Genomic DNA, 24,387 nt, shown 5'->3' on the forward strand with positions numbered 1-24,387 from the left:
GGCGGCGCCCGCCACGCCGAGCGTCGCGGGCGCCGTCGGTCAGGCCGCGGCCGTCGCCCGTCCCCCGACGCGGGCAAGCACGACGCCAGGAGCCTGCGTCCACAGCCACACCGCGAGCGACCCGATGCCGGCGGCGAGCATGACCAGGCCGAGGTCGAGGACGAGCTCGGGGACGAACGCGCGCAGCGCGACGGGCACGGCGCCGGCCGCGTAGAGCACGAGCGGGACGACCGGGACCCGGCGCGTGCGCAGCAGCGCACCGACGTACAGCAGCGTCCCGAGCAGGAAGAGCACCGACGTGACGACGAGGGCGGAGCCGAGCGGGCCGCCGCGGAGGTCGGCCACGGTCGCCGCCGGCACCTCGACGAACACGAGGTTGAGCACGAACTCGACGCCGACGAGCAGCGACAGCGCCAGCGCGTTGAGCACGAACGCGACGGACCCCACGACGCCGGAGCGCCGACCGGCCGCGACGTAGAGGCCGGTGACGAGCGCGAGCGCGAGCACCTGGGCGAGCGGTGCGACGAGCTGGGTCGCCGCGGTGGTCGGGAGGAGCTCGGCGCGCTTCGCGGCGTTGACGAGCAGCACGAGCGCGCTGCCGATCCCGGCGACCGCGGCGAACCGGTACAGGGTGCTGGGACGGATCAGGTCGGTCATCGGAGGCCTCCATAACGGTTGTTATTCATAACGGTCGTTACACTAGCCGAACGGTCACCGCCGCACCAGGCCTGCGCCCGACCGCCGACGACGAGGAGACCCGTGCCCGCACCGCAGCCCGCCACCCCCGGCGGCCCGTCCGCCGACCTCGACGTCCGGGAGCAGCTCATCCGCGGCGCGCTCGCGCTGATCACCGACGAGGGACCGGTCGACCTGAGCGTCCGCCGCCTCGCGAAGGCCGCCGACCGCACCACGATGTGCGTCTACACGAAGTTCACGAACCGCCAGGGGCTGCTGGAGGCCGTCTACCAGCGCGCGGGTGAGGAGCTGCTCGCCCACCTCGAGCCGCACGTCCGCGACGGCGCCCTCGCCACCGCCGACGCGTACGTGGCGCGGGCAAGACTCGACGCCGGCCGGTACGCGCTGCTCCTCGGCCAGCCGCTCGCGGCCCTCGGCATCCCGGACGCGGCCCGCGTGCGGCTCGTCGCGGACCTCGGCGCGCTGCTCGTCCGCGCGCTCGAGGCCGACGGCCTGCCGACGCCGGCCGCGTCCGCCGCCGCGCCGTCGCTGTGGGCCGCGGTGCACGGGCTCGTCGCGCTCGGCGACGCGCAGCCGGACGGCGGCACCCCGACCCCGCGCGAGCACCTCGCGCGCCTGGCGGGCGTGGCCGGCGTCGCGGGTGGCGCAGGCGTCGCAGGCGTCGCGGGCGTCGCGGCACACGGTCCGTCCAGCGCGGGGCGGTAGGGTCGCGGTCGGTCGACAGGAGGACCTCATGCGCGCCGGCATCCCCAGCCCCGATCTGACCTGGTCGTCGTTCTCGGTCGGGCCCCTCACGGTCCACACCTACGCGCTGTGCCTGCTCGCGGGCATCGCCGCCGCGGCGTGGCTCACCTCACGTCGGCTCACCGCGCGCGGCGGGCACCCCGACGCGGTGCTCGACATCGTGATCTGGGCCGTCCCCTTCGGGATCCTCGGGGCCCGGCTCTACCACGTGCTCACGCACTGGGGCGACTACTTCGGTGCCGGCCAGGACCCCGTGCGCGTGCTCTACGTGTGGGAGGGCGGCATCGCCATCCTCGGGTCGCTGATCGGCGGAGCGGTCGGCGCCTGGATCGGCTGCCGCCGGACCGGCATCCGGTTCTGGTCCTTCGCCGACGCGCTCGCCCCCGCGATGCTGCTGGCGCAGGCGATCGGGCGCCTCGGCAACTGGTTCAACCACGAGCTCTTCGGGCGCCCGACGACGCTGCCGTGGGGCCTGGAGATCCCGGCCACCAACGGCGCCTTCCCCGACGGCGTGCCCGACGGGACGCTCTTCCACCCGCTGTTCCTCTACGAGCTGCTCTGGAACCTGCTCGGCGTCGCGGTGGTCCTCGTGCTCGAGAAGCGCTTCGGGCTGCGCTGGGGCCGGGCGTTCGGGCTCTACCTCGTCTGGTACGGCGCCGCGCGCGTCTGGCTCGAGATGCTCCGGATCGACCCGACGAGCGTCACCCCGCTCGGGCTGCCCGCCAACGTCTGGGGCGCGCTGGTCGCCGTCGCGCTGGGCGTCGCGATCGTCGTCGTGCAGGGCCGCCGCCACCCGGAGCCCGAGACGTCCGTGCACGTCCCCGGCCGGGAGCCGCGCGACGAGGTCGACGGCGAGCCCGCGCAGGCGAGCTCGTCCACCGCGCAGCCAGCAGGGGCCGGCTCGTCCACCGGACCGACGACGGGCGCCGAGACACCGCCCGGCACCGACGCACCGACGCGGTAGGGCGCCGGCACCGACGCCGAGCTCCGCCCGGCACGGACGTCGCGTCCGTCAGGACGGCACGCACCGGGCGAGCACGTGCGGAGACCGCACCGCCCGTCAGGCGACGACCGACCGCCCGAGCACCGGCGCGACCGGCGTCGAGCCCGCGACCCCGAGGGTCGACTCGCGCGCGACGATCGCGTAGTCGGCGACGACCTGCTCGAACGGGCGCGAGCGCGAGGTGTCCGCGATCCGGGCGATGAGCAGGTCGACCGAGGTCCGGGCGATCTGCTCCCGGCCGGGCGCGACGGTCGACAGGGTCGGCGAGGAGTACGCCGCGTCGTCGATGTCGTCGAAACCGATCACCGCGATCTGCTCCGGCACCGCGATGCGCCGGGCGTGCAGCGCGTGCAGGGCACCGAGCGCGAGCGCGTCGTTGAGCGCGAAGACCGCGTCGATCTCGACGCCCGAGTCGAGCAGGCGGTGCATCGCCTCGGCGCCGGTCGCGCGGTGCCACAGGCCCGCCTCGCCCACGAGCGCCGGGTCGACGGTCAGCCCCGCGTCGGTCAGCGCCTGCTCGTACCCCTGGACGCGCAGCGCCGCGGAGCCGATCGCCTCGCCCTCGTGCGCGCCGACCACGGCGATCCGGCGCCGGCCGAGGTCCAGCAGGTGCTGCGTCGCCGCACGCGCGGCCTCGATGTTGTTCATCGTCACGTGGTCGGCGGGCCCGCCGAAGATGCGCTCGCCGAGCAGGACCATCGGGAAGTCCACCTCGAACGACGCGCGGTCCTCGGGGCCCAGGCTCAGCGGGGAGAAGATCAGGCCGTCGGTCAGGTGGCGGCGCTGGCCCGAGAGCACCTCGAGCTCGCGCTGGCGCACCGAGTTCGTCTGCTCGATGAGCACCGTGAGCCCGCGCGCGTCGGCGGCCTGGATCACCGAGTCGGCGAGCTCCGCGAAGTACGGCAGGCTCAGCTCGGGGACGGCGAGCCCGATCATCCCGGTGCGGCCCTGGCGCAGGTTCCGGGCCGAGATGTTGACCTGGTAGCCGAGCTCCTCGATCGCCTGCTCGACGCGCGCGCGCGTCGCCGGGCGGATGTACTGGTACCCGTTGACGACGTTCGAGACCGTCTTGATGGACACGCCCGCCCGCTCGGCGACGTCGTGCATCGTCGCGGTACCCGTCCGCGTGCTCCCCCGCTTCGACCCGTTCACGGCGCCCATCCTTGCACCGGTACCCACACCCGCATCGCGCCTTCGTCCCGGTTGGCCCAGCGGTGGTACGGCACCGCCCGCAGCCGCAGGGGCGCGAGCGGCGCGTCGGGGTCGCCCAGGTCGGGCCCGACGGCACCGCCGGCGGCCGGCGGGACCTCCCCCGCGCCCACGACGGCGAGCATCCCCGCGGCCGCGGGCACGTGCACACCCTCCGCCTCGATGGTCACGGGCGCCCCGATCGCGGGATCGGGCGGCCCGACGTCGAGGCGCGCGCCGGCCGCGAGCCGCACGTCCTCGAGCACGACGCCCGCGGGCAGGTCGGCCTGCTCGAGGCAGAACACGACCGGTCCGCGGCGCAGCGCCACGCAGCCGCGCACGGCGTCGACCCGCGGGTGCGCCCGCACCGCCACCGGCGGCATCGCGAGGTCGAGCTCGACGCGACGCGCCCCGGGTGCGACCCGCACGTAGCCGCCCGAGGCGTGCACCGCCGCGACGTCGACCGTGAGCTCGACCCCGTCGACCCGCAGCACCGCGCCGCCCGGCAGCACCCACCCGGGGACGCGCAGCGCGAGCTCGCCGTCGCCCTCGAGCACGTCGACCGTCACCCGGCCGTCCCACGGGTACGCGCTCGTGACCCGCAGCCGGACGTCCCCGTCGTCGGCCGGGAGCGTGACCGTGCCGTCCGCGTAGAGGTGGAGCTGGACGCCGCGCTCGTCGCGCGTCGCGACGTAGGCGTGCAGCGACGCGACGAGCCGCGCGAGGTTCGGCGGGCAGCACGCGCACGCGAACCACGGCAGCCGGGTCGACGCGGAGTACTCGCTCGACCCGTCGTGCCCCGTGCGGACCTGCAGGGGGTTGGAGTAGAAGAAGTGCGTGCCGTCGACCGACGTCGACGCCGCGACCGCGTTGTGGAGCGTGCGCTCCATCTCGTCGGCGTACCGGCCCTCGCCGGTCAGCAGGAGCATGCGCCACGCCCACTGCAGGCTTGCGATGGCCGCGCAGGTCTCGGCGTACGCGCGGTCGGGCGGCAGCTCGTAGGCGTCCCCGAAGGACTCGTCCTTGTGCCGGGCACCGAGCCCGCCGGTCACGTACGCCTTGGTGCCCTGCGCGCTGTCCCAGAGCCGCACGAGCGCGTCGAGCAGCGCCTGCTCGCCGGTCTCCGCGACGAGGTCCGCGACGCCCGCGGCGAGGTACAGCTGGCGGACCGCGTGCCCGGTCGCCTCCGTGACGGCACGCACCGGCGCGTGGTCCTGGTGGTACGCGGGCTCGAACGGCCCGGCGCCGAGCAGCCCGCTCCCCCGGGCGTCGACCATCCGCTGCGCGAGGTCGAGGTACGCGCGCTCGCCCGTGAGCCGATACAGCTCGACGAGCGCGGTCTCGACCTCGGGGTGCCCGCAGTACCCGTCGACGCCGCCGGGGCCGAACCGGCGCACGGCGTGGTCGGCGAAGCGCCGGGCGACGTCGAGCAGGTCCGTGCGCCCGGTCGTGCGGGTGCGCGCGACGGCCGCCTGCACGAGGTGCCCGAGGACGTAGAGCTCGTGGCCCCAGCGCAGGTCGGTCCAGCGCCGGTCGGCGCGCGTCGCGCTCTCGCCGGGGGCCGCCGGCGGCTCCTGGTAGTGCGAGTCGAGGTAGCCGTCGTCGTCCTGGGCCGCGGCGAGCAGCTCGACGACGTCGCGCGTGAAGCCCTCCCAGTCCTGCCCGTCGGGGCGGCGCCCGGCCTCCCACGCGATCGCCTCGAGCGACTTGTGCACGTCCGAGTCGGCGAAGTTGAAGCCGCGGAACGGGCCGTCGTGGCGCCCGGCGACGCGCCGGAGGTTGTCCAGCGCGCCGGACGACTCCAGGTTCGCCACGAGGTGCGGGAGGGTCGCGGAGCGGTTGAGCGCCTGCCAGCGACCGAGCTCGCCCTCCTCGGACAGCACGGTCGCGGCGAACGGCAGCGGCCGGAGGCGGACGTGGGGCGAGGCGGCGGCGGCGGTCGGCCCGGCACCCTGCGTGAGCACGGCGCGGGCCGCGCCCGGGTCCGCGGAGCGGGCTGGGGCGGACGGCTGCGTCGCTGTCATGGCGGCCATGCTACATCGATGTAGAGCACCGCTGAAGTGCGGATACGCGTCAGGCCCGGCGGATCGCCGGGCCTGACGGGGACTACAGCCGCCGCAGCGGCGGCGTCACTTCTTGTTGCGGCGCTGGTGGCGCGTCTTGCGCAGCAGCTTGCGGTGCTTCTTCTTGGCCATCCGCTTGCGGCGCTTCTTGATGACGGAGCCCATGGGTCCTCACTTGCTTCCGGTGGGAGCGCGTGTGCGTCCCAGGTGGTCGTCCGATCGGCGCGCGGCACGGTCGATGCTCAAGAAGCCGAAACGCCCACGCACGGGAAAGTCCTCGCCTACCTTACGCGATCAGCCGGGCACGCGGTGACGCGCCCGCGCTGCGCCCGCCTCGCGGACGCCGCCCGGAGCGACCCGGAGGACACCGCGACGGCACCCGCCGGACGTCAGGACGTCAGGCGGTCCCGGTCGAGCGCGGCCGTCCGCAGGTAGTGGTCGAGCGCGTCCTGCGGGACCCGGAACGAGCGCCCGACGCGGACCGCCGGCATCTCGCCCGAGTGCAGGAGCCGGTACACGGTCATCTTCGACACGCGCATCACGTCGGCGACCTCCGCGACGGTCAGGAACCGCACGCGCGCTGGCTGGTCGCTCGACATCGCTCTTCTCGCTGTTCTCGTCGACGACGTGGGGGCGTCGCCAGCACCGGCGGGGGGCCGCCGACGGCCCGTGCGGGCCGCTGGATCACCCTAGGGCGTCGTGAGGCCCCTGTGAAAGGGGAGGCGGGAGTGAAAAGCGGGGGCGCCGGCTCAGTCGTGGTCGGGGTCGAGCCCGAGCAGCGGGAAGACCGCCGTACGGGTCGCCCGCACCGCACGGTCGACGTCGTTCCCCGGGTCGTACCCCGCGGCCCACGGCCGGAACCGCGCGTCCTGACCGTCGGTCATGCTGCCCGGGCCGCGGCGCCCGTAGCGGGCCTCGACCTCGACCTGCCACTGCTCCGGGATGCGCGTCGTCGCGGGCACCGGGTGGTGCGACGCGATGCCGATGACGTTCGCCCACGCGCGCGGCACCACGTCGACGACCGCGTACCCGCCGCCGCCGAGAGCGACCCACCGCCCGCCCGTCAGCTCGTGCGCGAGCTCGTGCAGCCGCTCGGCCGCGACCCGCTCCGCGTCGATGCTCACGTCGAGGTTGGTGATCGGGTCCTCCACGTGCGCGTCGCACCCGTGCTGGGTCACGAGGATCTCGGGCTCGAACGCCCGCACGACCGCCGGCACGATGCCGTCGATGGCCCGCAGCCAGCCCGCGTCGCTCGTCCGCGCCGGGAGCGCCACGTTGACGACGCTGCCCTGCGCACCGGCCCCGCCGACCTCGCGCGGGTGGCCCGTGCCCGGGAACAACGTGAAGCCGCTCTCGTGGACCGAGACCGTGAGCACCCGCGGGTCGTCCCAGAACACCTTCTGGACGCCGTCGCCGTGGTGGGCGTCGATGTCGACGTAAGCGACGCGACGCGCGCCCGCCGCGAGCAGCTGCCGGATCGCGACCGCGGCGTCGTTGTAGATGCAGAAGCCCGACGCCGCGCCCGGCATGGCGTGGTGCATGCCGCCCGTGAGGTTCACGGCGTGCAGCGCGCGCCCCTCCCAGACCGCGAGCGCCGCGTCGACGCTGCCGCCGACGATCCGCGCGGCGGCGTCGTGCATGCCCCGGAAGACGGGGTCGTCGGTCGTGCCGAGGCCGCGCAGGGGGTCCCCGCGCCCGCCGTCGGACGCCGCGCGCACGGCGCTCACGTACTCCCGCTCGTGCACCGTCTCCAGGACGTCGTCGGCCACGGGCTCCGCCCCCACGACGTCGACGCCGGCGCCGTCGCCGAGCAGGCCCAGGGAGTCCGCGAGGCGCATCGTGAGGTCGAGGCGCAGCGGGTTCATCGGGTGCCCGTCGCCGAAGTCGTACGCCAGCAGCTCGGGGGACCACACGACCCGCACGTCCGCCATGCCCCCACGCTAGCCGTCCCGCCGACGCGGGGCTCCCGGGCTCGACGCGCGGAGACGGACGACTGTCCGGATACTTCCAGCATGACGACGACCGAGACCGCTCCCACCGGGCTGCGCCGGGCCGTGACGGGTCCGCTCCTGTTCCTCTTCATCCTCGGCGACGTGCTCGGCGCCGGGATCTACGCGCTCGTCGGCGAGATGGCGGGGACCGCCGGGGGCCTGGTGTGGCTCGCCTTCGCGGTCGCGCTCGCGATGGCGCTGCTCACGGCGTTCTCCTACGCCGAGCTCGTGACGAAGTACCCGCGGGCCGGCGGCTCGGCGGTCTTCGCCGAGCGCGCGTACGGGCGGCCGTGGCTGTCGTTCCTCGTCGGCTTCGCGATGCTCGCGGCGGGCGTGGTCAGCGCGGCGGGGCTCTCGCTCGCGTTCGCCGGCGACTACCTCGCGGAGTTCCTCGACGTCCCCGCGGTGCCGGCCGCGATCGTGTTCCTGCTGCTCGTCGCGGCGCTCAACGCCCGCGGGATCAAGGAGTCGCTCGGCGCGAACGTCGTCATGACGGCCGTCGAGCTCACGGGCCTGCTGATCGTGATCGTGCTCGGGGCGCTGCTGCTCGGTCGCGGCGAGGCCGACCTGAGCCGCATCACCGAGGCGCCCGAGGGCACCGGTGCGGCCGCCGCGGTGCTCGGCAGCGCGCTCATCGCCTTCTACTCCTTCGTCGGCTTCGAGACCTCGGCGAACCTCGCCGAGGAGGTCCGCGACGTCTCGCGCGTGTACCCGCGCGCGCTGTTCGGTGCGCTCGCGACCGCCGGCGTCGTGTACGTGCTCGTCGGGCTCGTCGCCCCCGCGGTCGTCGGCCCGCAGGAGCTCGCGGAGTCGAGCGGTCCGCTGCTCGAGGTCGTGCGCGCCGCGGGCGGCGTCCCGCCGACGCTGTTCGCCGTCATCGCGCTCGTCGCGGTCGCCAACGGCGCGCTGCTCACGATGATCATGGCGAGCCGGCTCGCGTTCGGGATGGCCGAGCAGGGCCTGCTCCCCTCGCCGCTCGCGCGGCTGCTCCCGGGGCGCCGGACGCCCGGCGTGGCGATCCTCGTCACGACGGTGCTCGCGATCGTGCTCGCGGTGACCGGGGAGCTCGTCGACCTCGCGTCGACCGTCGTGCTGCTCCTGCTGTTCGTGTTCCTCTCGACGAACGTCGCGGTCCTCGTGCTGCGGCGCGACGCGGTCGACCACGAGCACTTCCGCACGCCCGTCGTCATCCCCGTGCTCGCGATCGTGTCGTGCCTCGTGCTGATGACGCAGCAGGAGCCGCGGCACTGGCTGCTCGCGCTCGGGCTGCTCGCCGTCGGGCTGCTGCTGCACCTGCTCACGCGCGGCTCGTCGCACCGCGCGCCCTCGGCCACGACGCCGGCCGCGCGCGACTGACCGGGCCCCTCGCCCGGCACCGGACCGCACGCGAGCGCCCCGGCACGCGACGCCCCTCACCACGGGGCGCCGGTGCCGGGGCGTCGTCGTGTGCGGCGCGCCCGCGCGCTGAGCCGGGCGCAGCCCTGGGCGCTGAGCCGGATGCGCGCCGGGACGCTGAGTCCGGCGCGTGCCCGAACGGGCAACCTCGTGATCGTCGCGTCATAGCTGTCCGGCAGACCCCTCTCATCAGCTGACGGCACGGGGCGCAGACGCCCTGCCCCGGTGCGCCGCCACGAGGGGGATGTCATGACCAGGCCCGGGACCGACCCCGCGACCGACGTCGCGGGTCCGTCGCTGACCCCGCGCGAGCGCACGGTGCTCGCCGAGCTCGCCGAGGACGTGACCGTCGAGGAGATCGCCGCGCGCCTGTGGGTCTCGCGGAACACCGTCAAGTCGCAGCTGCGCAGCGCCTACCGCAAGCTCGGGGTCTCGACCCGGGCGGAGGCCGTCGCGTGGGCTCGCGAGGCGGGGCTGCACCGACGCGTCCCCTGACCGACGGGTCAGCGCTCGCCGTCCCAGCCCTCGGGGTAGATGCTGCGGTCCTCCGCGCGGCGGTTGCTGCTCGGGAACCACGTCGCCGGGTAGACCTTGGGCAGGATCTTCGCGACCGCGAGCGCGCTGTACATCACGGTGTTGATGGTCACGAACGCCGCGAGGACGCGCAGCGGCCCGGACTCCAGGACGGAGCCGCCGACGAGCCCCTGGAGGGTGACGACGACCTCGGCGGGTGCGTGGGAGAGCACGGTCAGGCCACCGTGGCGCTGAGCGGCGCCGGGGCGGAGGTGGAGAGGGACGCGCGGGCGGACGCGGGACCCTCGGGCAGCGGCCCGGACGACGGCGCCGCCGCCGGCTGCGCGGCCGGCGCGTGCACGACGTGCTTCCAGCCCGCCTCGCGCCCGAGCGAGATGTCGAGGACGCCCTTGACGTAGACGAGGTCGAGGAACGCGTCGAACAGGAGCTCGGGGACCATGAGCACGGCGAGCAGGCGCGCGCGCCACCCGCCCTTCCACACGGTCACGACCCGCTCGACGGTGAACAGCAGGCCGAGCCCCATCCAGAACGGGAACCAGATCCAGCCGTCGCTCGACAGCAGCATGAGCCCCATGAGCGCGAAGTAGCAGAACAGCGCGATGACGCCGTAGCCGATGCCGAGCTGCTGGGCCCAGTACCGGAACGTCTTGGGGGTCGTCCCGTAGGCGCCGAGGTTCTCGAGCGCGCCGCGCTGGCAGCGCAGGCGCTGCGCCCAGAGCGTGCGCCACGTGGGCATGACCTCGGTGACGACGGTGCACTGCTCGGGCGAGATCATCAGCGCGCCGAGCGACTTGAGCGCGAGCGTGAGCTCGTTGTCCTCGGTGAGCGCCGCGGTGTCGTAGACGTCGCCGCGGGTGCCGGGCAGCGCCGAGCCGCGGCTCTCCGCGACCGTGCGCAGCGCGACGGGGCGGAACAGCGACGCGGTCCCGGTCAGCACGAGCACGCGGCCGCGGCGCCGGCGCATCTCGCGCCCGTACCGGATGTACTCGTTGCGCTGGAGCTGCCCGAGCATCCCGGCGCCCTCCTGGCCGTAGAACAGCCCGCCGACCGCGAGCAGCGCCCGGTCGCTCGTCATGCGCGCGACGGCGACCTCGAGGAAGCCGTCGTCGAGGCTCGTGTCGGCGTCCATGATCATGACGAGGTCGTTGTCGCCCTGCCCCGGGAGCACCCGGCGGAGCGCCTGGTTGAGGGCCCCGGCCTTCTTCTTGGTGTTCCCCACGGACTCGATGACCTCGACGCCCGCGCGGCGCGCGACCTCGACTGTCCCGTCGGTGCAGTTGTCGGCGACGACGACGATGCGCTCGGGCCGGTGCGACTGCGCGAGGAGCGAGGCGATGGTCGCGGGCAGCGACGCCTCCTCGTCGTGGGCCGGGATCAGCACCGTGACGGTGACGGGCCCGGCGTACACGCCGCGGGTGCGCGCCATGACGAGCTTGGGCGCGAGGGGGTCGGTGCGCACGTCCGCGGAGCGCCGGGAGCGGTTGGCGATCCGCTGCTCGAGCAGCGCGACGCCCGCGGCGAGGAGCACCGCCGAGGCGACCGCCGCGAGCATGACCCGGGGCGTCGGGATCTCGGTGTCGTAGAGGACGTGCCAGACGCCGAGCAGCCAGGCCTCGCCGGGCTCGGACGCCTGGAGCGGGACCCCCGCGCCGACGGTGACCCAGAGCAGCGCGGCGGCGGAGGCGGCGAGTGTGAGGACCACGAGCCCGATGACCCGCTGCAGCCAGGGCACGTGCGGGGTGCCGACCGGCGCGGTCTCGGCCGGGGGCGACGGCTCGGGGTGCGGGTGCTGCTCGGCGACCGGCGCGGGGTGCGGCCCGGGCAGCACGGCCGACCGCGGCGCGGGCCGGACGAGGGTGCGCGCGGGGGGTGCGGAGGGCACGGCGGGTGTGTCGCGCGCCCACCCACGCCCTGCCGGCACGTCGACCGCCTGGTCGACGACGCTCACGCCGCCCTGCTCGTCCATGATCACCGTCCGTGGCCGTTCCCTCCCCCGTCCGTGGGGGCACTCCTCTCATCGACAGGCGGGGCGGTAATCTTGAACATTCAACCAAGTCATCGGGTGATGTGACTGACCGCGCAGGGACGCGCGCCGGGGCGCTCGGCACTCGGTTTCAGGGCGGTCCGTGTCAGAGTGGTGCCCGTCAGAGGTCCCGGCGCGCGCCAGAGACCGTGAGGTCGCGCCGCAGGTGCAGGAGGTGGGATGGCTCGGGGCCTCCCGGCAGCGTTCTGGTCCGGTCGCGAGATGGTCGACCGGCTGGCCCGCCAGTCCCCCGCACGCCTCGCGATCGGCGTCTTCGCCTCGGTCGTGGCCGTCTTCGCGGGCCTGCTCTCGGCGCCCTGGGCCACCGCCACGGGTGAGCGCGCGCCGTTCGTCGACGCGCTGTTCACCGCGACGTCGGCGGTGTGCGTCACCGGGCTCGTCGTCGTCCCGACCGGGACGTACTGGTCGACCGCAGGGCTCGTGACGATCCTCGTCGGCATCCAGATCGGCGCCCTCGGCGTCATGACGCTCGCGTCGATCCTCGGCCTGGCGGTCTCCCGGCGCATCGGACTCACCCAGCGCCTGCTCGTGACCTCCGAGACCAAGACCACCCGTCTGGGCGAGGTCGGCTCGCTGCTCCGCACCGTCATCGTCACGTCGCTCGTGCTCGAGGGCGCGATCGCGGCGATCCTCGTCCCGCGGTTCCTCATGCTCGGCGAGAGCCTCGGGGACTCGATCTGGTACGGCGTCTTCTACGCGATCTCGGCGTTCAACAACGCGGGCTTCATCCCGACCGCGGAGGGTCTCGAGCCGTTCGTCTCCGACTGGTGGGTCCTGCTGCCCATCATCGTCGGCGTCTTCATCGGCTCGCTCGGCTTCCCCGTGCTGCTGAACATCGGCAGCCGGTGGCGCCGCCCCAGCACGTGGAACCTGCACTCGAAGCTCACGCTCACCACGAGCGCGGCGCTCGTCGTCGTCGGCTCGGTCCTCGTCGCCGCGTTCGAGTGGCGCAACGAGGGCACCTTCGCGCCGCTCGACTGGCCCGGCACGATCCTCGCGTCGCTGTTCGCGGGGGTCATGCCGCGCTCGGGCGGGTTCTCGACCGTCGACATCGGCGAGATGCACGAGGGGACGTGGCTGATCAACGACGCGCTCATGTTCGTCGGCGGGGGCTCGGCCTCGACCGCGGGCGGCATCAAGGTCACGACGCTCGCGGTCATGCTGCTCGCGATCGTCGCCGAGGGCCGCGGCGACCGCGACGTCGAGGCGTACGGCCGGCGCATCCCGCGCGAGGCGCTCCAGGTCGCGATCGCGGTCTCGCTCGTCTCCGCGACGATCGTGCTCGTCGCGAGCCTCCTGCTCCTCGGGATCACGGGCCTCACGCTCGACCGGATCCTGTTCGAGGTCATCTCCGCGTTCGCGACCGTGGGCCTCAGCACCGGCATCACCCCGAACCTCCCCGACGCCGGCAAGTACGTGCTCGTCGCACTCATGTTCATCGGCCGGACCGGCACGATGACGCTCGCCGCAGCCCTCGCGCTGCGGAGCCGTCGTCGGGTCATCCGGTACCCGGAAGAGAGGCCGATCATTGGTTGACGCACCGCAGCCCGGGACCCGCTCCACACCCGGCAGCAAGGAGCCCAAGCGCGACGCGGGCGTGCTCGTGATCGGTCTCGGCCGGTTCGGGTCCGCGATCGCCGCGACGCTCGAACGGCTCGGCCAGGACGTGCTCGCGGTCGAGCGCGACCCGCAGCTCGTCGCACAGTGGGCGGGGCGCGTGCCGCTCGTCGAGGCCGACTGCACCAACCCCGAGGCGCTCGAGCAGCTCGGCGCGCGCGACTTCCCCGTCGCGGTCGTCGGCGTCGGGTCCTACCTCGAGGCGTCGGTGCTCATCACCGGCAACCTCGTCGACCTCGGCACCCCGCAGATCTGGGCCAAGGCGATCAGCGCCGAGCACGCGCGCATCCTGCAGCGGATCGGGGCGCACCACGTCGTGCTCCCCGAGGCCGACGCCGGGTCCCGCGTCGCGCACCTCGTCTCGGGCAAGCTGCTCGACTACATCGAGGTCGAGGACGGCTTCACGGTCGTCAAGATGCGGCCCCCGCGCGAGACCCAGGGCTTCACGATCGCGCAGTCGAAGATCCGCGAGCGCTACGGCGTCACGGTCATCGGGGTCAAGAGCCCCGGCATCGAGTTCGTGTACGCCGAGCCGGAGACGCGCATCTCCGCGAACGACCTCATCATCGTCTCGGGCCACGCCGAGCTGCTCGAGCGGTTCGCGTCCCGCCCCTGACCGGCGCACGCACGACGCCCCCGCACCTCGGCGAGGTACGGGGGCGTCCGTGCGTGCGGGTCAGGAGCGCCAGACGAGCGCGCTCTCCTCGTCGAGGTCGCCGTACGAGCAGCCGACCGCCGTGCCGTAGTCGTTGACCGCGGTGAGCACCTCGACGTTGCCGGGCTGGCTCAGCGGGACGACGCGCGTCGGGCCCGCGCTGTCGCGCACGAAGGGCTGCTGGCTCGACCCGTCGAGCGCGAGCGACCCGACGACGCGGCCGTAGCGGTTGACGTCGACCGCGCCCGCGATCGTCGTGCCGACGGGGTCGAGCGACTCGACGCGGTCCGCACGGGTCCAGCGCACGGCGTGCATGCGCCCGTTGCCCGACGCGTCGTAGGAGTAGCCGACGACCTGGCCGTTGTCGTTGATGTCGTCCGCGAGCGCACCCGCACCCGCGGCGAGCGGCGCGAGGCGGGTCATGCTGCCGTCCTTGTTCCAGCGCACCGCGACCTGGACGCCGTCCTCGAACACGTAGCCGACGACCTGACCGCGGTCGTTGAGCCCGTTCGCCCCGGCCTTGACGCCCGGCGCGGAGAGCACCGTGACGACACCTTCCCGCGTGCGCAGGAACGCCCGCGAGGTGCCGTCGAGGCCCGACGACGTGCCGACGACGTCGCCGCGCTCGTTGATCGCCGTGACGAACGCCCAGGCGTCCTCGGGCGCGACGGGCGTGATCAGCACGGTCTCCGTCCCGTTCCACAGCGCCGTCTGCCCGTCGACCGCGCCGACCACGTGACCGCGGTTGTTCACCAGCGAGCCCGTCGTGAGGCCGCCGGGGAGCGGCTCGCTGCGGCCGTTGCGGTAGAGCTGCGTCTTGAGCACGATGACGCCGCGCTCGTTGATGTCGTAGGCGCACTCGGCGACGCCGAGCTGCGACGTGCGGCCGGTGGAGTACGCCGACGCGGGCGCTGCCACACCCGTCACCAGCACCGCAGCCGCGCACGCGGCGACGGAGACGGACATGACTGATCCACGCTTGTTCACAGAATTTCCCCCCTGAGGCGACCCGTCGGAGCCCGTCATTCGGGCCCTGCCGCGTTCCGGTGCCGCCGGGTTTCATGTTGCGTCACGGGTGTATCGGGCGCAACGGTCGAAGCCCCGGATACCCGACAGTTCACCCGCTCGCACCAGCACCGGGGCCCGGGTCGTGGATCGACCCGGGCCCCGGTGCTCGCACTGCTCCGCGGTCAGCCGCGCGGCTTCGGCTTCGCCTCGACCGTCAGCGTCGCCGTCCCCTCCGAGGGTGCGACCGTCGCCGTTCCGGCGTAGCGGGCCGTCACGGTGTGCGTCCCCGGCGCGAGGTCGGCCGGGAGCGTGAACCGCACGCGGCCCTTCTCCAGGGTCGCCTCGCCGACGACGCGGTCACCCACGAGCAGGGTCACCGTCCCGTCGGCCGGGGTCGTCGAGCTCGGGCCGTCCTGCGCGCGGACGGTGACCGTCGCTCTCGACCCCGTGCCGGCCTTGACCTTCGCCGGCGCGAGCTGGACCGCCGTGGTCGACGGGGTCTTCTCGCCGCCCGGCGCGAGCCGGATGACCGTGACCGAGTGCGCAGGCGCGTCGTAGGTGAACGCGTTGCCGAGCCGCTCGGACGTGCGGGTGACCGGCACGACGTTCTCCGGGTCCGCCATGGTGTTCGTCGCGGTGAGCGAGTCCGCGGTGAGCTCGCTGATCGTCCCGGTCTCGGAGACCGGTGCGCCCTCGACGGTGACGTCCGTGCGGATCGTCTCGGCCGAGGAGTTCACGAGCTTGACGATCGTGTCGCCGGTCTCGCGGTCCCGGGTGACGACCTGGTGGACGTCCTCGTCGCTCGTGGTGTCGGTGAACTCGGTGATGAGCTCGCCGTCGAGGTACGCCTTGACGGTCCGGCCGGAGACCTCGATCTTGACCCGGTAGTCGCGCCCGGTCTCGATCGTCGTGGCGCTCCCGGTGATCTCGGTCGCACCGCCGCCGGTGGCCTGCTGGATCGCCGAGCGGGTGTTGTTCCACCCGCCGAGGTTCCACCAGTAGTAGTTGCCGGTGTCCTGGACGCCGAACATCACGAGGAAGCCCTCGGTCCCGGAGATCTTCCGGGCGTCGACCTCGTACGTGTAGCTGCTCCAGCCCGCCGCGGGGCCCGTCGAGCGGGCGTCCTCGACGCCGCCGTCGGACTGCACGTACTCACCGTCCGTCACGGCCCACTGCCCGCTCGTGGCGGTCCAGCCGTCGGCCGCGCCGTCCGCGAAGTCCTCCGCGAGGAGCACCTCGCCGGTGTCGTTCGACGTGACCCGGACGTCGTCGTACGCGGCCTGGGTGCGCCACGTGGACAGGCCGACGCCGCCGGTGACGTCGGGCGCCTCCTCGCCGCCCGCCCCGGTCAGGGTGCTCGCGAGGACCTCGTCGCCCTGGTTCGTGGCGAAGAGCTTCTGCACGTAGTAGTTCGCGGAGCCGTACGCCCGGGCGTTGTCGAACCAGATCGCGTCCGGCGCCCACTGCACGTAGTCCTGGTTGGCGAGCAGCGGTGCGTAGGACGCGAGCTCGATGACGTCGGAGTTGCGCTCGATGCCCGTCATGAAGGCGGCCTCGGCGAGCGCGTTGCCGAACGTGTTGCCGCGCGAGGCGTACTCGCCGATGAAGACCTTCGGACCGGTGCGGTCGTAGTCGTCGTAGCGGTGCGTGTTCGCGAGGAACCAGTCCGGGGAGTTGTAGTAGTGCTCGTCGACGAGGTCGGCGTCCTGGTCCCGCGCGAAGTCCCAGAGCTCGTCGAACCAGGCGCCCGCGGACGTCTGGCCCGAGTTCGAGATGATCTTGATGTCCGGGTACGCGGCGCGGATGGCCTCGTGGAACTGCGGGTAGTTGGTGAGGAACTCCCGCTGGACCTCCTCGTTGCCGAGGCCGATGTACTCGAGCCCGAACGGCTCGGGGTGGCCGAGCGACGCGCGCACGGCGCCCCACTCGGTCGTGACGTCGCCGTTGGCGAACTCGATGAGGTCGAGCGTGTCCTGCACCCACTCCTGGAGCTTCTCCGGGTCGGTCAGGGGCGCGGGGCCGCCGCAGCCGTTGACGCCGACCGAGACGACGGGCAGCGGCTCGGCGCCGAGGTCCTCGGCGAACAGGAAGTACTCGAGGTAGCCGAGGCCGTAGGACTGGTTGTAGCCCCAGAAGTTGTAGTTGGTCGGGCGCTGCTCGAGCGGGCCGATCGTCTCCTTCCAGCGGTACGTGCGCTTGCGGTCGTAGTTCGGCGCCTCGTACGGGTCGAACGTGCCGACGTTCGTGACGCAGCCGCCGGGGAACCGCACGAACTGCGGGTCCATCTCCTCGATGAGCAGCGCGAGGTCCTTGCGGAGCCCGTTCTCGCGGCCCTTGTACGTGTCGGTCGGGAACAGCGACACCATGTCGAGGCGCACGGTCCCGGTGCCGTCGGCGAGCACGACGAGGCGGCCCGACGTCGAGGTGCCGGTCGCGGCGATCTCGCCGGTGACCTTCGTCCACTCGTCGCTCGCCGCGGTGACCGTGGTCTCCCCGAGCACCTGCGTGCCGTCCGCGGACTCGACGCGCACGGTCAGCGGGCGGTCGTGGTCGGCGGTGCGGCGCACGAACGCCGAAAAGCGGTACGTCTTGCCCTGCTCGACGAAGACGCCCGTGTTGTAGCCGAGGTTGCGGATGCCGACCCCTGCACCGGCACCCGCGCCCGTCCCGTCGAGGTCGAGCCGCAGGTAGGTGCGGTTGTTCTCGTTGAGGCGCTCGGCGTCGTCCACGGCCTGGATCGTCCCGGTGGCGCCGCCGCGCTCGACCTCCTCCCACGACGTGAGCGGGGTGTAGGACGCGTTGTCCGCGGTCGAGTACTCGAACGAGCGGTTCTGCACGAGCTCGGCGTAGAGCCCGCCGTCGGCCGCGCGGTTGATGTCCTCGTAGAAGATCCCGTAGAGGTCGTCGCTCATGTCGACGGTCGGGCCGGACGCGTCGACGGTGATCTGCGCATGCTCGACGCGCACGCCCTCGAGCGTGAGCCGGACGGCCTCCTCGCGCGGGCCGACGACGAGCGCGCCGCCGTCCCCGACACCGACGAAGCCGCCGTCCGCGCCGAGCACCTCGAGCACGAGGCGCGAGCCGCCCGCGTCGACGAAGCGCAGGTCGGCGGGGTCCTGGCCGGGGTCACCGAGCACGAGCGCCTCGTCGGCCACGACGACCGGGCGGTCGCCGGCCGCGAGCCGGACCGCGCCGTCGGCGCCGCCCTCGACGGGGGTCACGGTGAGCGCGACGGTCGAGTCGGGCCGCGTCGCGGAGAGCTCGAGCGCCCGTGCGTCGTCGTCGGTCGCGACCGTCAGGTGCCGGAGCTCGTCGCCCGGGCCGTGCAGCGTCACGTCGCCGGTGGGCACGAACGGCTGCCCCTCGGCGGCGTCGAGCGCGAACCAGTCGAAGACGGCCTCGTGCGCGATCCCGGCCTGCGAGGCGAGCGCGTACACGCCCACCTGCGTGACGTCGAAGCCGACGGTGACCTCGGCGGCGGTGGTCCACGCGCCGCCGGCCCAGTAGCTCGTGGTGATCGTGTCGCCCGTGCGCTGGAGCCGGAGGACCTCCGACGTCGAGCCGGGCCGGGCGGTGAACGTCGAGCCGTACGTCGCGGCGGTCTCGACGCCGTTCTCGATCACGACGGGCCCGCCCCCGGCGAACGAGACGTGCGCGAGGCCGGCGCGGACGTAGTTGTCCATGTCGCGCCAGGCGATCAGGCCGGCGCCCTGGAAGTCGGCGGCGACGGGCGCGGTGACCTGCGTGACGGCGGTGAAGTCCCCGACGGGCACGTCGACGAGCACGACGTTCCGTGCGGTGTTCGTCGTCTGCCAGGTGTCCCCGGCGAGCGACGTGAGCGTGAGGTTGCCGGGGTTCGCCGTGAGGGACAGGTTGGCGGGCGTCTCGTTGACCACAGACCAGTCGTCCCCGAGCGCGGACGCGTCGAACTCCTCGACCCACGCGCCCTCGGGCACCGTGCCGGGCGGCGGGGCTGCGGACGCGGCACCCGTCGAGGACGGCAGGGCGACGAGCCCGAGCGTCCCGACGAGCCCGAGGGCCGCGACCCGCGCGGGGAGGCGCAGGCGTGCGGACGGAGCTGTCATGGGCTTCTCCTTCTCTACGACGTTGTAGAACGCGCGCGAGAAGGAGGCCCCTCCCCCCGCGAGACCTCCTGCGCGCCGCTAGACGCGGCGGCGGACCAGCAGCAGCCGCTGGATGACGACGAACGCGAGCAGCAGCGCACCGATGACGATGCGCGTCCACCACGAGCTCAGCGTGCCCTCGAACGTGATGATCGTCTGGATCAGGCCCAGCACCAGCACGCCCAGCACCGAGCCGAGCACGAAGCCGCTGCCGCCCGTGAGGAGCGTGCCGCCGATGACGACCGCGGCGATCGCGTCGAGCTCCATGCCGACGCCCGTGAGCGAGTAGCCCGAACGCGAGAAGACGGTGAACAGGAAGCCGGCGATGCCCGCGCACGTCCCGCTGATGACGTAGATCAGCACCTTGGTCCGCGCGACCGGCAGGCCCATGAGGACCGCCGACTGCTCGCCGCCGCCGATCGCGTAGACCGTGCGGCCGAACCGCGTGTAGTGCAGCACCACGAACGCGATCGCGACGACCAGCAGCGCGATGATGCCGCTCGGCGTGAGCGACCACGTCTCCCCGAGCGGGATGCGCGTGCTCGAGAGCCACACGATCGTCTCGTCGGTGATCGGGATCGACGACAGGCTCACGACGTACGCGAGCCCGCGCGCCAGGAACATCGCGGCGAGCGTCGCGATGAACGGCTGTATCTCGAACACGTGCACCATGACGCCCACGACGAGCCCGAGCACCGAGCCGATGAGGATCACGAGCGGGATCACGACGACCGCGGGCCAGCCGCTCTGGAACAGCGACGCCGCCGTGATGCCCGAGAGCGCGACGACCGCGCCGACCGACAGGTCGATGCCGCCCGCGATGATGACGAACGTCATCCCGACCGCGAGCACCACGAGGTAGGAGTTGTTGATCAGCAGGTTCGAGATGACGCGGCCCGAGAGGAAGTTCTCGTAGCGGCTCGCTCCGAGCGCGAACATGCCGAGCAGCACGACGAGCGTGCCGATCACCGGGATGTAGCGGCGGTCGAGGCGCAGCGCGGACGCCACGCGGGTCAGGGTGCCGCCGGCTGCCCCGGAGGGCTGCGCGCCGCCGGCGGGGCTGGGAGCAGGCTCGAGCTCGTGGGTGATCATCAGGCACCGACCTTCGCGGGGACGGGCGCGACGACGGCGGGGCGTCGGCGCGCGGCGAGCTTGGCCCGGACGACCGGGGACTGCAGGAGGCACACCGCGATGACGACGACGGCCTTGAACAGCGGCGTGACCGACGGCGGGACCCCGAGGATCGTCACGGTCAGCGTGAGCGTGACGATCACGAGGACGCCGACGAGCGTGCCCGAGAGCGAGAACTTGCCGCCGGCGAGCGACGTGCCGCCGATGACGACCGCGAGGATCGCGTCAAGCTCGATGAACAGGCCCGCGTTGTTCGCGTCGGCCGCCATGACGTTCGAGCTGATCATGAGGCCCGCGATGCCGGCGAACGTCGCGGCGAGCGCGTAGGCCGTCCAGATCAGGGTGCGGGCGTGCACGCCCGCGAGGCGCGAGGCCGACGGGTTGATGCCGACCGACTCGAGCAGCATCCCGAGCGCGGTGCGGCGCGTGAGCACCGCGACCGCGACGAACACGAGGCCCGCGATCCACACCGACACCGGCAGCCCGAGCCAGAACCCCGAGCCGATCGTCTTGAACGGCGGGGAGTTGACCGTCGTGATCTGCCCGCCCGTGATGAGCATCGCGATGCCCCGGCCCGCGGTCATGAGCACGAGCGTCGCGATGATCGGCTGGATCCCGACCACCGAGACGAGGAACCCGTTCCAGACGCCGAGCACGAGCGAGAGCCCGACGGCGATCCCGACCGCGGTGAGCACCGTGACCGGGCTCGCCGGGTCGGGTGACGACGCGATGAACGAGCACGCGACGGCCCCGGAGATCGCGACGACCGCGCCGACCGAGAGGTCGATCCCGCGCGTCGCGATCACGAGCGTCATGCCGAGCGCGACGAGCAGCAGCGGCGAGCTGTTGCGCGCGATGTCGACGAGCGCCCCGAACAGGTGCCCGTCCTGGACCCGCACGCTCAGGAAGCTGCTGGTCTTGAGGGTGTTCGCGACGAGCAGCGCGACCAGGGCCACGACCGGCCAGAAGATCCGGCTCCGCGTGAACGTCGTCAGTGCGTCCTTCATGACCGTCCTCCGCTGGCGATGAGCTCGACGACCTGGTCGAGCTCGACCTCGTCGCCGGTGACCTCGGCGATCTTCACACGGTCCCGCAGCACCGCGATGCGGTGGCTCAGGCGCAGGACCTCCTCGAGCTCGGCCGAGATGAACACGACCGCCATGCCGTCCGCCGCGAGCTCGGCGACGAGCCGCTGGATCTCCGCCTTGGCGCCGACGTCGATCCCGCGCGTCGGCTCGTCGAGCACGAGCAGGCGCGGGGCCGTCGCGAGCCAGCGCGCGAGCAGCACCTTCTGCTGGTTGCCGCCCGAGAGGTTGCGCAGCAGCGCGTCCGGGTCGGCGGGGCGGATGCCGAGCGCCTCGACGTACTTCGTGACGACCTCGTCGGCCCGCTTCGCGGAGATGCGCCGGGCCCAGCCGCGCTCGGCCTGGAGCCCGAGCATGATGTTCTCCCGGACGGTCAGGTCGCCGATGACCCCCTCGCCCTTGCGGTCCTCCGAGGAGAACGCGATCTTGTGGCCGAGCGCGGTCCGCGGCGTGCGCAGCCGGGTCGTGGTGCCCTCGACCTCCACCTGGCCGGCGTCCGCACGGTCGGCGCCCGTGAGCAGGCGCGCGAGCTCGGTGCGGCCCGAGCCCAGCAGGCCCGCGAGCCCGACGACCTCGCCCGCGTAGACGTCGAGGTCGAACGGCTCGATCGCCCCGCGCCGGCCCAGGCCGATCGCCCGCAGGTACGGCTGGGTGTCGGCGCGCGCGGCGACCGAGCGCTTGGGGGCCTCCTCGAGCTTCTCGAGGACCTCCAGCGAGGTGCCGATCATCTTCGACACGAGCTCGAGGCGCGGCAGCTCGGCGGTCGCGTACTCCCCGACGAGCCGGCCGTTGCGCAGGATCGTCATGCGGTCGCTGATCTCGTAGACCTGCTCGAGGAAGTGGCTGACGAACAGGATCGCGACGCCGCGGGAGCGCAGCGAGCGCATCACCGCGAACAGCTGGCGGACCTCGTCGGCGTCGAGGCTCGACGTGGGCTCGTCGAGGATGAGGACCTTCGCGTCGACGACCATGGCGCGCGAGATCGCGACGAGCTGCTGCACGGCGATCGAGTGCGACGAGAGCAGCGACGCGGGGTCGATGTCGAGGTCGAGCCGGGCCAGGTGCTCCGCGGCGGCGCGGCGCGTGGCCCGCCAGTCGATCGCGCCGAGCCGCCGGGGCTCGTGGCCGAGCATGACGTTCTCCGCGACCGTGAGGTTCGCGCAGAGGTTGACCTCCTGGTACACCGTGCTGATCCCGGCGGCCTGCGCCGCGGCGGGGCCGGCGAACGTGTGCGGGGCGCCGTCGACGACGATGCTGCCGGAGTCGATCGCGTAGACCCCGGTGAGGGCCTTGATCAGCGTGGACTTCCCGGCGCCGTTCTCGCCCATGAGGGCGTGCACCTCGCCGGGGCGGAGCGTGAAGTCGACGTCCTGGAGCGCCTTGACGCCGGGGAACTCGATGGAGATGCCGCGCATCTCGACGACGGGGGTGGGGTGGCTCACGGACGGACCTTCCGGCAGGACGACGCGGTGCGGGTGTCGCTCAGGGGCTCGGGCGCGCGGGCCCGGGGCGAGCACCGTGCACCGCAGCGGCGGGGGCACCGCCACGGTGCACGGTGGTCACGCCCGGCCCGCCGGCCGCGCTGCGAGGGGGCAGCGCCGCGGCGGCGGACCGGGCGAGGTCGCGCGGGTCAGTACTGACGGTCGGGCAGGGCCTCCTTGGCCTGCTCCTGGGTGAACGTGGTCTCCTCGGTGATGATCCTCTTCTCGGGGGTCTCACCGGCGACGACCTGCTTGACGATCTCTGCGAGCTGCGGGCCGAGCAGCGGGGAGCACTCGACGATGAAGTTGAACTTCCCGTCGGCGAGCGCCTGCATGCCGTCCTTGACCGCGTCGACCGTGACGATCTTGATGTCGACGCCCGGGACCTTGCCCGCGGCCTCGATGGCCTCCATGGCACCGAGGCCCATGTCGTCGTTGTGCGCGTAGACGAGGTCGATGTCCGGGTTGGCCTGGAGGAAGCCCTCCATGACCGTCTTGCCCTCGGAGCGCGTGAAGTTGCCCGTCTGCGAGGCGATGATCTTGAGGTTGTCGTGCCCCTCGATCGCGGACTCGAAGCCCGCCTTGCGGTCGTTCGCCGGCGCGGAGCCCGTCGTGCCCTGGAGCTCGACGATGTTGATCTCCTCGTCGCCGAACTCGTCGACGACCCACTGGCCGGCCTTCTCGCCCTCGACGACGAAGTCGGAGCCGAGGAAGCTCACGTAGAGCGACTCGTCCTCGGAGTCGACGGCGCGGTCGGTCAGCACGACGGGGATGTCGGCGGCCTTGGCCTCCTCGAGCACGGCGTCCCAGCCCGACTCGACGACCGGGGAGAACGCGATGACGTCGACGCCCTGCGCGATGTAGGACCGGATCGCCTGGATCTGGTTCTCCTGCTTCTGCTGCGCGTCGGAGAACTTCAGGTCGAAGCCGTTCTCCTTGGTCAGGGTGTCCTGGATCGACTTCGTGTTGGCGGCACGCCAGCCGCTCTCGGCGCCGACCTGGGCGAACCCGACGGTGATGAGGTCGCCGCTGCCGGAGTCGCCACCGGCGTCGGCGTCCCCGCCTGCGTCGGTGTTCCCGCTGCCGCCGCACGCGGTGAGGCCGAGCGCGAGCACCGCGACGCCGGCGAACGCACCCGCGAGGCGGTGCCGAGCGTTCTTCCTGCTGACCATGCTTCTCCTCCTTGAGCAAGCAACGCCGAGTCGTCTTCGACCCGCTGTACCCGATGTTAGCGCTCACATGTCCGATGACAAGAGGGTTCGGATCACGTCTTGGTAACGCCGCACGGGACCGACGTCCCGGGTGACGTCCGTAGGATCACCGCGACGGGGGTCGCAGGGACGAGAGGACCGGCATGCACGACGGAGCGCACGTCACTCCCACGACCGTCACGACCCGCAGCACGACGGGCTCGACGCCCGGCGGTGGACGGTCCGCACGGCCCCCGGCCGCCGCGGCCGGCACACCGCACCACGGCGGACCCACGCGGCGCGCGGTGCTGCTCGCCGGGCTCGCGGGGCTCGCCGTCCCGCTCCTCGGCTGCACCCCCGGCTCCCCCGACGCCCGGGCCACGACGACGCCCACGCCCTCCACGGCCCCGACCGCGTCGTCGGCGTAGGGCGCGCCCG

21 protein-coding genes are annotated in these 24,387 nt (G+C 73.2%); 7 read left to right on the top strand and 14 right to left on the bottom strand.

The window, feature by feature from the left end; genetic code table 11:
• Positions 1–39 precede the first annotated feature (39 nt).
• Complete coding sequence (locus CCE01nite_RS01850; protein WP_052104422.1) at positions 40–657, bottom strand: hypothetical protein; 618 nt, start codon at positions 655–657, stop codon at positions 40–42.
• Positions 658–759: 102 nt separating this feature from the next.
• Here CCE01nite_RS01850 and CCE01nite_RS01855 point away from each other — a divergent pair, with 102 nt between their 5' ends.
• Together CCE01nite_RS01855 and lgt are read left to right on the top strand one after the other, a co-directional pair.
• A complete protein-coding gene (locus CCE01nite_RS01855; protein ID WP_170223926.1) occupies positions 760–1,401 on the top strand; it encodes a TetR/AcrR family transcriptional regulator in 642 nt (213 codons plus the stop codon).
• A 28-nt stretch (positions 1,402–1,429) separates the two neighbouring features.
• Positions 1,430–2,404: a prolipoprotein diacylglyceryl transferase gene (lgt, locus tag CCE01nite_RS01860; RefSeq protein WP_084142610.1), complete on the top strand. Its 975-nt coding sequence runs from the start codon at positions 1,430–1,432 to the stop codon at positions 2,402–2,404.
• Between the two features lie 96 nt (positions 2,405–2,500).
• Here lgt and CCE01nite_RS01865 read toward each other — a convergent pair whose 3' ends face one another.
• From CCE01nite_RS01865 to CCE01nite_RS01885, 5 genes are all read right to left on the bottom strand, one after another.
• Positions 2,501–3,550 (bottom strand): LacI family DNA-binding transcriptional regulator, encoded by a 1,050-nt coding sequence (locus CCE01nite_RS01865; protein WP_034628715.1) that lies wholly within the window; start codon positions 3,548–3,550, stop codon positions 2,501–2,503.
• 41 nt (positions 3,551–3,591) lie between these two features.
• Positions 3,592–5,655, bottom strand: coding sequence for a glycoside hydrolase family 127 protein (locus tag CCE01nite_RS01870; RefSeq protein ID WP_141371904.1), 2,064 nt, complete (start codon positions 5,653–5,655; stop codon positions 3,592–3,594).
• Between the two features lie 105 nt (positions 5,656–5,760).
• A complete protein-coding gene (locus CCE01nite_RS01875; protein ID WP_003792170.1) occupies positions 5,761–5,859 on the bottom strand; it encodes a 30S ribosomal protein bS22 in 99 nt (32 codons plus the stop codon).
• Positions 5,860–6,083: 224 nt separating this feature from the next.
• Entirely contained in the window at positions 6,084–6,293 is a 210-nt protein-coding gene (locus tag CCE01nite_RS01880; protein ID WP_034628694.1) for a helix-turn-helix domain-containing protein, read from the bottom strand.
• 150 nt (positions 6,294–6,443) lie between these two features.
• A complete protein-coding gene (locus CCE01nite_RS01885; RefSeq protein WP_034628689.1) occupies positions 6,444–7,625 on the bottom strand; it encodes an acetoin utilization protein AcuC in 1,182 nt (393 codons plus the stop codon).
• 81 nt (positions 7,626–7,706) lie between these two features.
• On the opposite strand from CCE01nite_RS01885, the gene CCE01nite_RS01890 reads away from it, so the two are divergent.
• Together CCE01nite_RS01890 and CCE01nite_RS01895 are read left to right on the top strand one after the other, a co-directional pair.
• Entirely contained in the window at positions 7,707–9,041 is a 1,335-nt protein-coding gene (locus CCE01nite_RS01890) for an APC family permease (RefSeq protein ID WP_034628683.1), read from the top strand.
• Between the two features lie 288 nt (positions 9,042–9,329).
• Positions 9,330–9,575, top strand: a complete 246-nt coding sequence (locus CCE01nite_RS01895) for a helix-turn-helix domain-containing protein (protein ID WP_034628680.1) — start codon at positions 9,330–9,332, stop codon at positions 9,573–9,575.
• Between the two features lie 8 nt (positions 9,576–9,583).
• Here CCE01nite_RS01895 and CCE01nite_RS01900 read toward each other — a convergent pair whose 3' ends face one another.
• Both CCE01nite_RS01900 and CCE01nite_RS01905 read right to left on the bottom strand, forming a co-directional pair.
• Complete coding sequence (locus CCE01nite_RS01900) at positions 9,584–9,826, bottom strand: hypothetical protein (RefSeq protein ID WP_084142608.1); 243 nt, start codon at positions 9,824–9,826, stop codon at positions 9,584–9,586.
• 2 nt (positions 9,827–9,828) lie between these two features.
• Positions 9,829–11,580, bottom strand: coding sequence for a glycosyltransferase (locus CCE01nite_RS01905; RefSeq protein WP_246056278.1), 1,752 nt, complete (start codon positions 11,578–11,580; stop codon positions 9,829–9,831).
• 237 nt (positions 11,581–11,817) lie between these two features.
• Here CCE01nite_RS01905 and CCE01nite_RS01910 point away from each other — a divergent pair, with 237 nt between their 5' ends.
• On the top strand, positions 11,818–13,194 hold the full coding sequence (locus tag CCE01nite_RS01910; protein WP_034628677.1) for a TrkH family potassium uptake protein: 1,377 nt from the start codon (positions 11,818–11,820) through the stop codon (positions 13,192–13,194).
• Positions 13,187–13,891: a potassium channel family protein gene (locus CCE01nite_RS01915; RefSeq protein WP_084142607.1), complete on the top strand. Its 705-nt coding sequence runs from the start codon at positions 13,187–13,189 to the stop codon at positions 13,889–13,891. Before CCE01nite_RS01910 ends, CCE01nite_RS01915 begins: the two co-directional genes overlap by 8 nt.
• Positions 13,892–13,951: 60 nt before the next feature.
• Here the strand turns inward: CCE01nite_RS01915 and CCE01nite_RS01920 are convergent, their stop codons facing one another.
• The 6 genes from CCE01nite_RS01920 to CCE01nite_RS01945 all read right to left on the bottom strand — a co-directional run bounded on the left by CCE01nite_RS01920 (position 13,952) and on the right by CCE01nite_RS01945 (position 23,931).
• Positions 13,952–14,896 carry a hypothetical protein gene (locus CCE01nite_RS01920; protein WP_034628671.1) on the bottom strand — a complete coding sequence of 315 codons (945 nt, stop codon included), beginning with the start codon at positions 14,894–14,896 and terminating at the stop codon, positions 13,952–13,954.
• A 224-nt stretch (positions 14,897–15,120) separates the two neighbouring features.
• A complete protein-coding gene (locus CCE01nite_RS01925; protein ID WP_141371906.1) occupies positions 15,121–19,023 on the bottom strand; it encodes an alpha-L-arabinofuranosidase family protein in 3,903 nt (1,300 codons plus the stop codon).
• A 78-nt stretch (positions 19,024–19,101) separates the two neighbouring features.
• Positions 19,102–20,154, bottom strand: coding sequence for a galactofuranose ABC transporter, permease protein YjfF (gene yjfF / locus CCE01nite_RS01930; RefSeq protein WP_084142606.1), 1,053 nt, complete (start codon positions 20,152–20,154; stop codon positions 19,102–19,104).
• Entirely contained in the window at positions 20,154–21,200 is a 1,047-nt protein-coding gene (locus tag CCE01nite_RS01935) for an ABC transporter permease (protein WP_034628666.1), read from the bottom strand. Before CCE01nite_RS01935 ends, yjfF begins: the two co-directional genes overlap by 1 nt.
• Entirely contained in the window at positions 21,197–22,693 is a 1,497-nt protein-coding gene (locus CCE01nite_RS01940) for a sugar ABC transporter ATP-binding protein (protein WP_052103991.1), read from the bottom strand. The genes CCE01nite_RS01935 and CCE01nite_RS01940 overlap by 4 nt, the downstream gene beginning before the upstream one ends.
• A 215-nt stretch (positions 22,694–22,908) precedes the next feature.
• Positions 22,909–23,931, bottom strand: coding sequence for an ABC transporter substrate-binding protein (locus tag CCE01nite_RS01945; protein WP_034628663.1), 1,023 nt, complete (start codon positions 23,929–23,931; stop codon positions 22,909–22,911).
• A 182-nt stretch (positions 23,932–24,113) separates the two neighbouring features.
• Here CCE01nite_RS01945 and CCE01nite_RS01950 point away from each other — a divergent pair, with 182 nt between their 5' ends.
• The gene (locus CCE01nite_RS01950) at positions 24,114–24,377 is read left to right on the top strand and encodes a hypothetical protein (RefSeq protein ID WP_034628660.1); all 264 of its coding nucleotides are present in this window, start codon (positions 24,114–24,116) and stop codon (positions 24,375–24,377) included.
• Positions 24,378–24,387 lie beyond the last annotated feature (10 nt).

The organism is Cellulomonas cellasea (genome assembly GCF_006538745.1).
Lineage (GTDB): Bacteria > Actinomycetota > Actinomycetes > Actinomycetales > Cellulomonadaceae > Cellulomonas_A > Cellulomonas_A cellasea.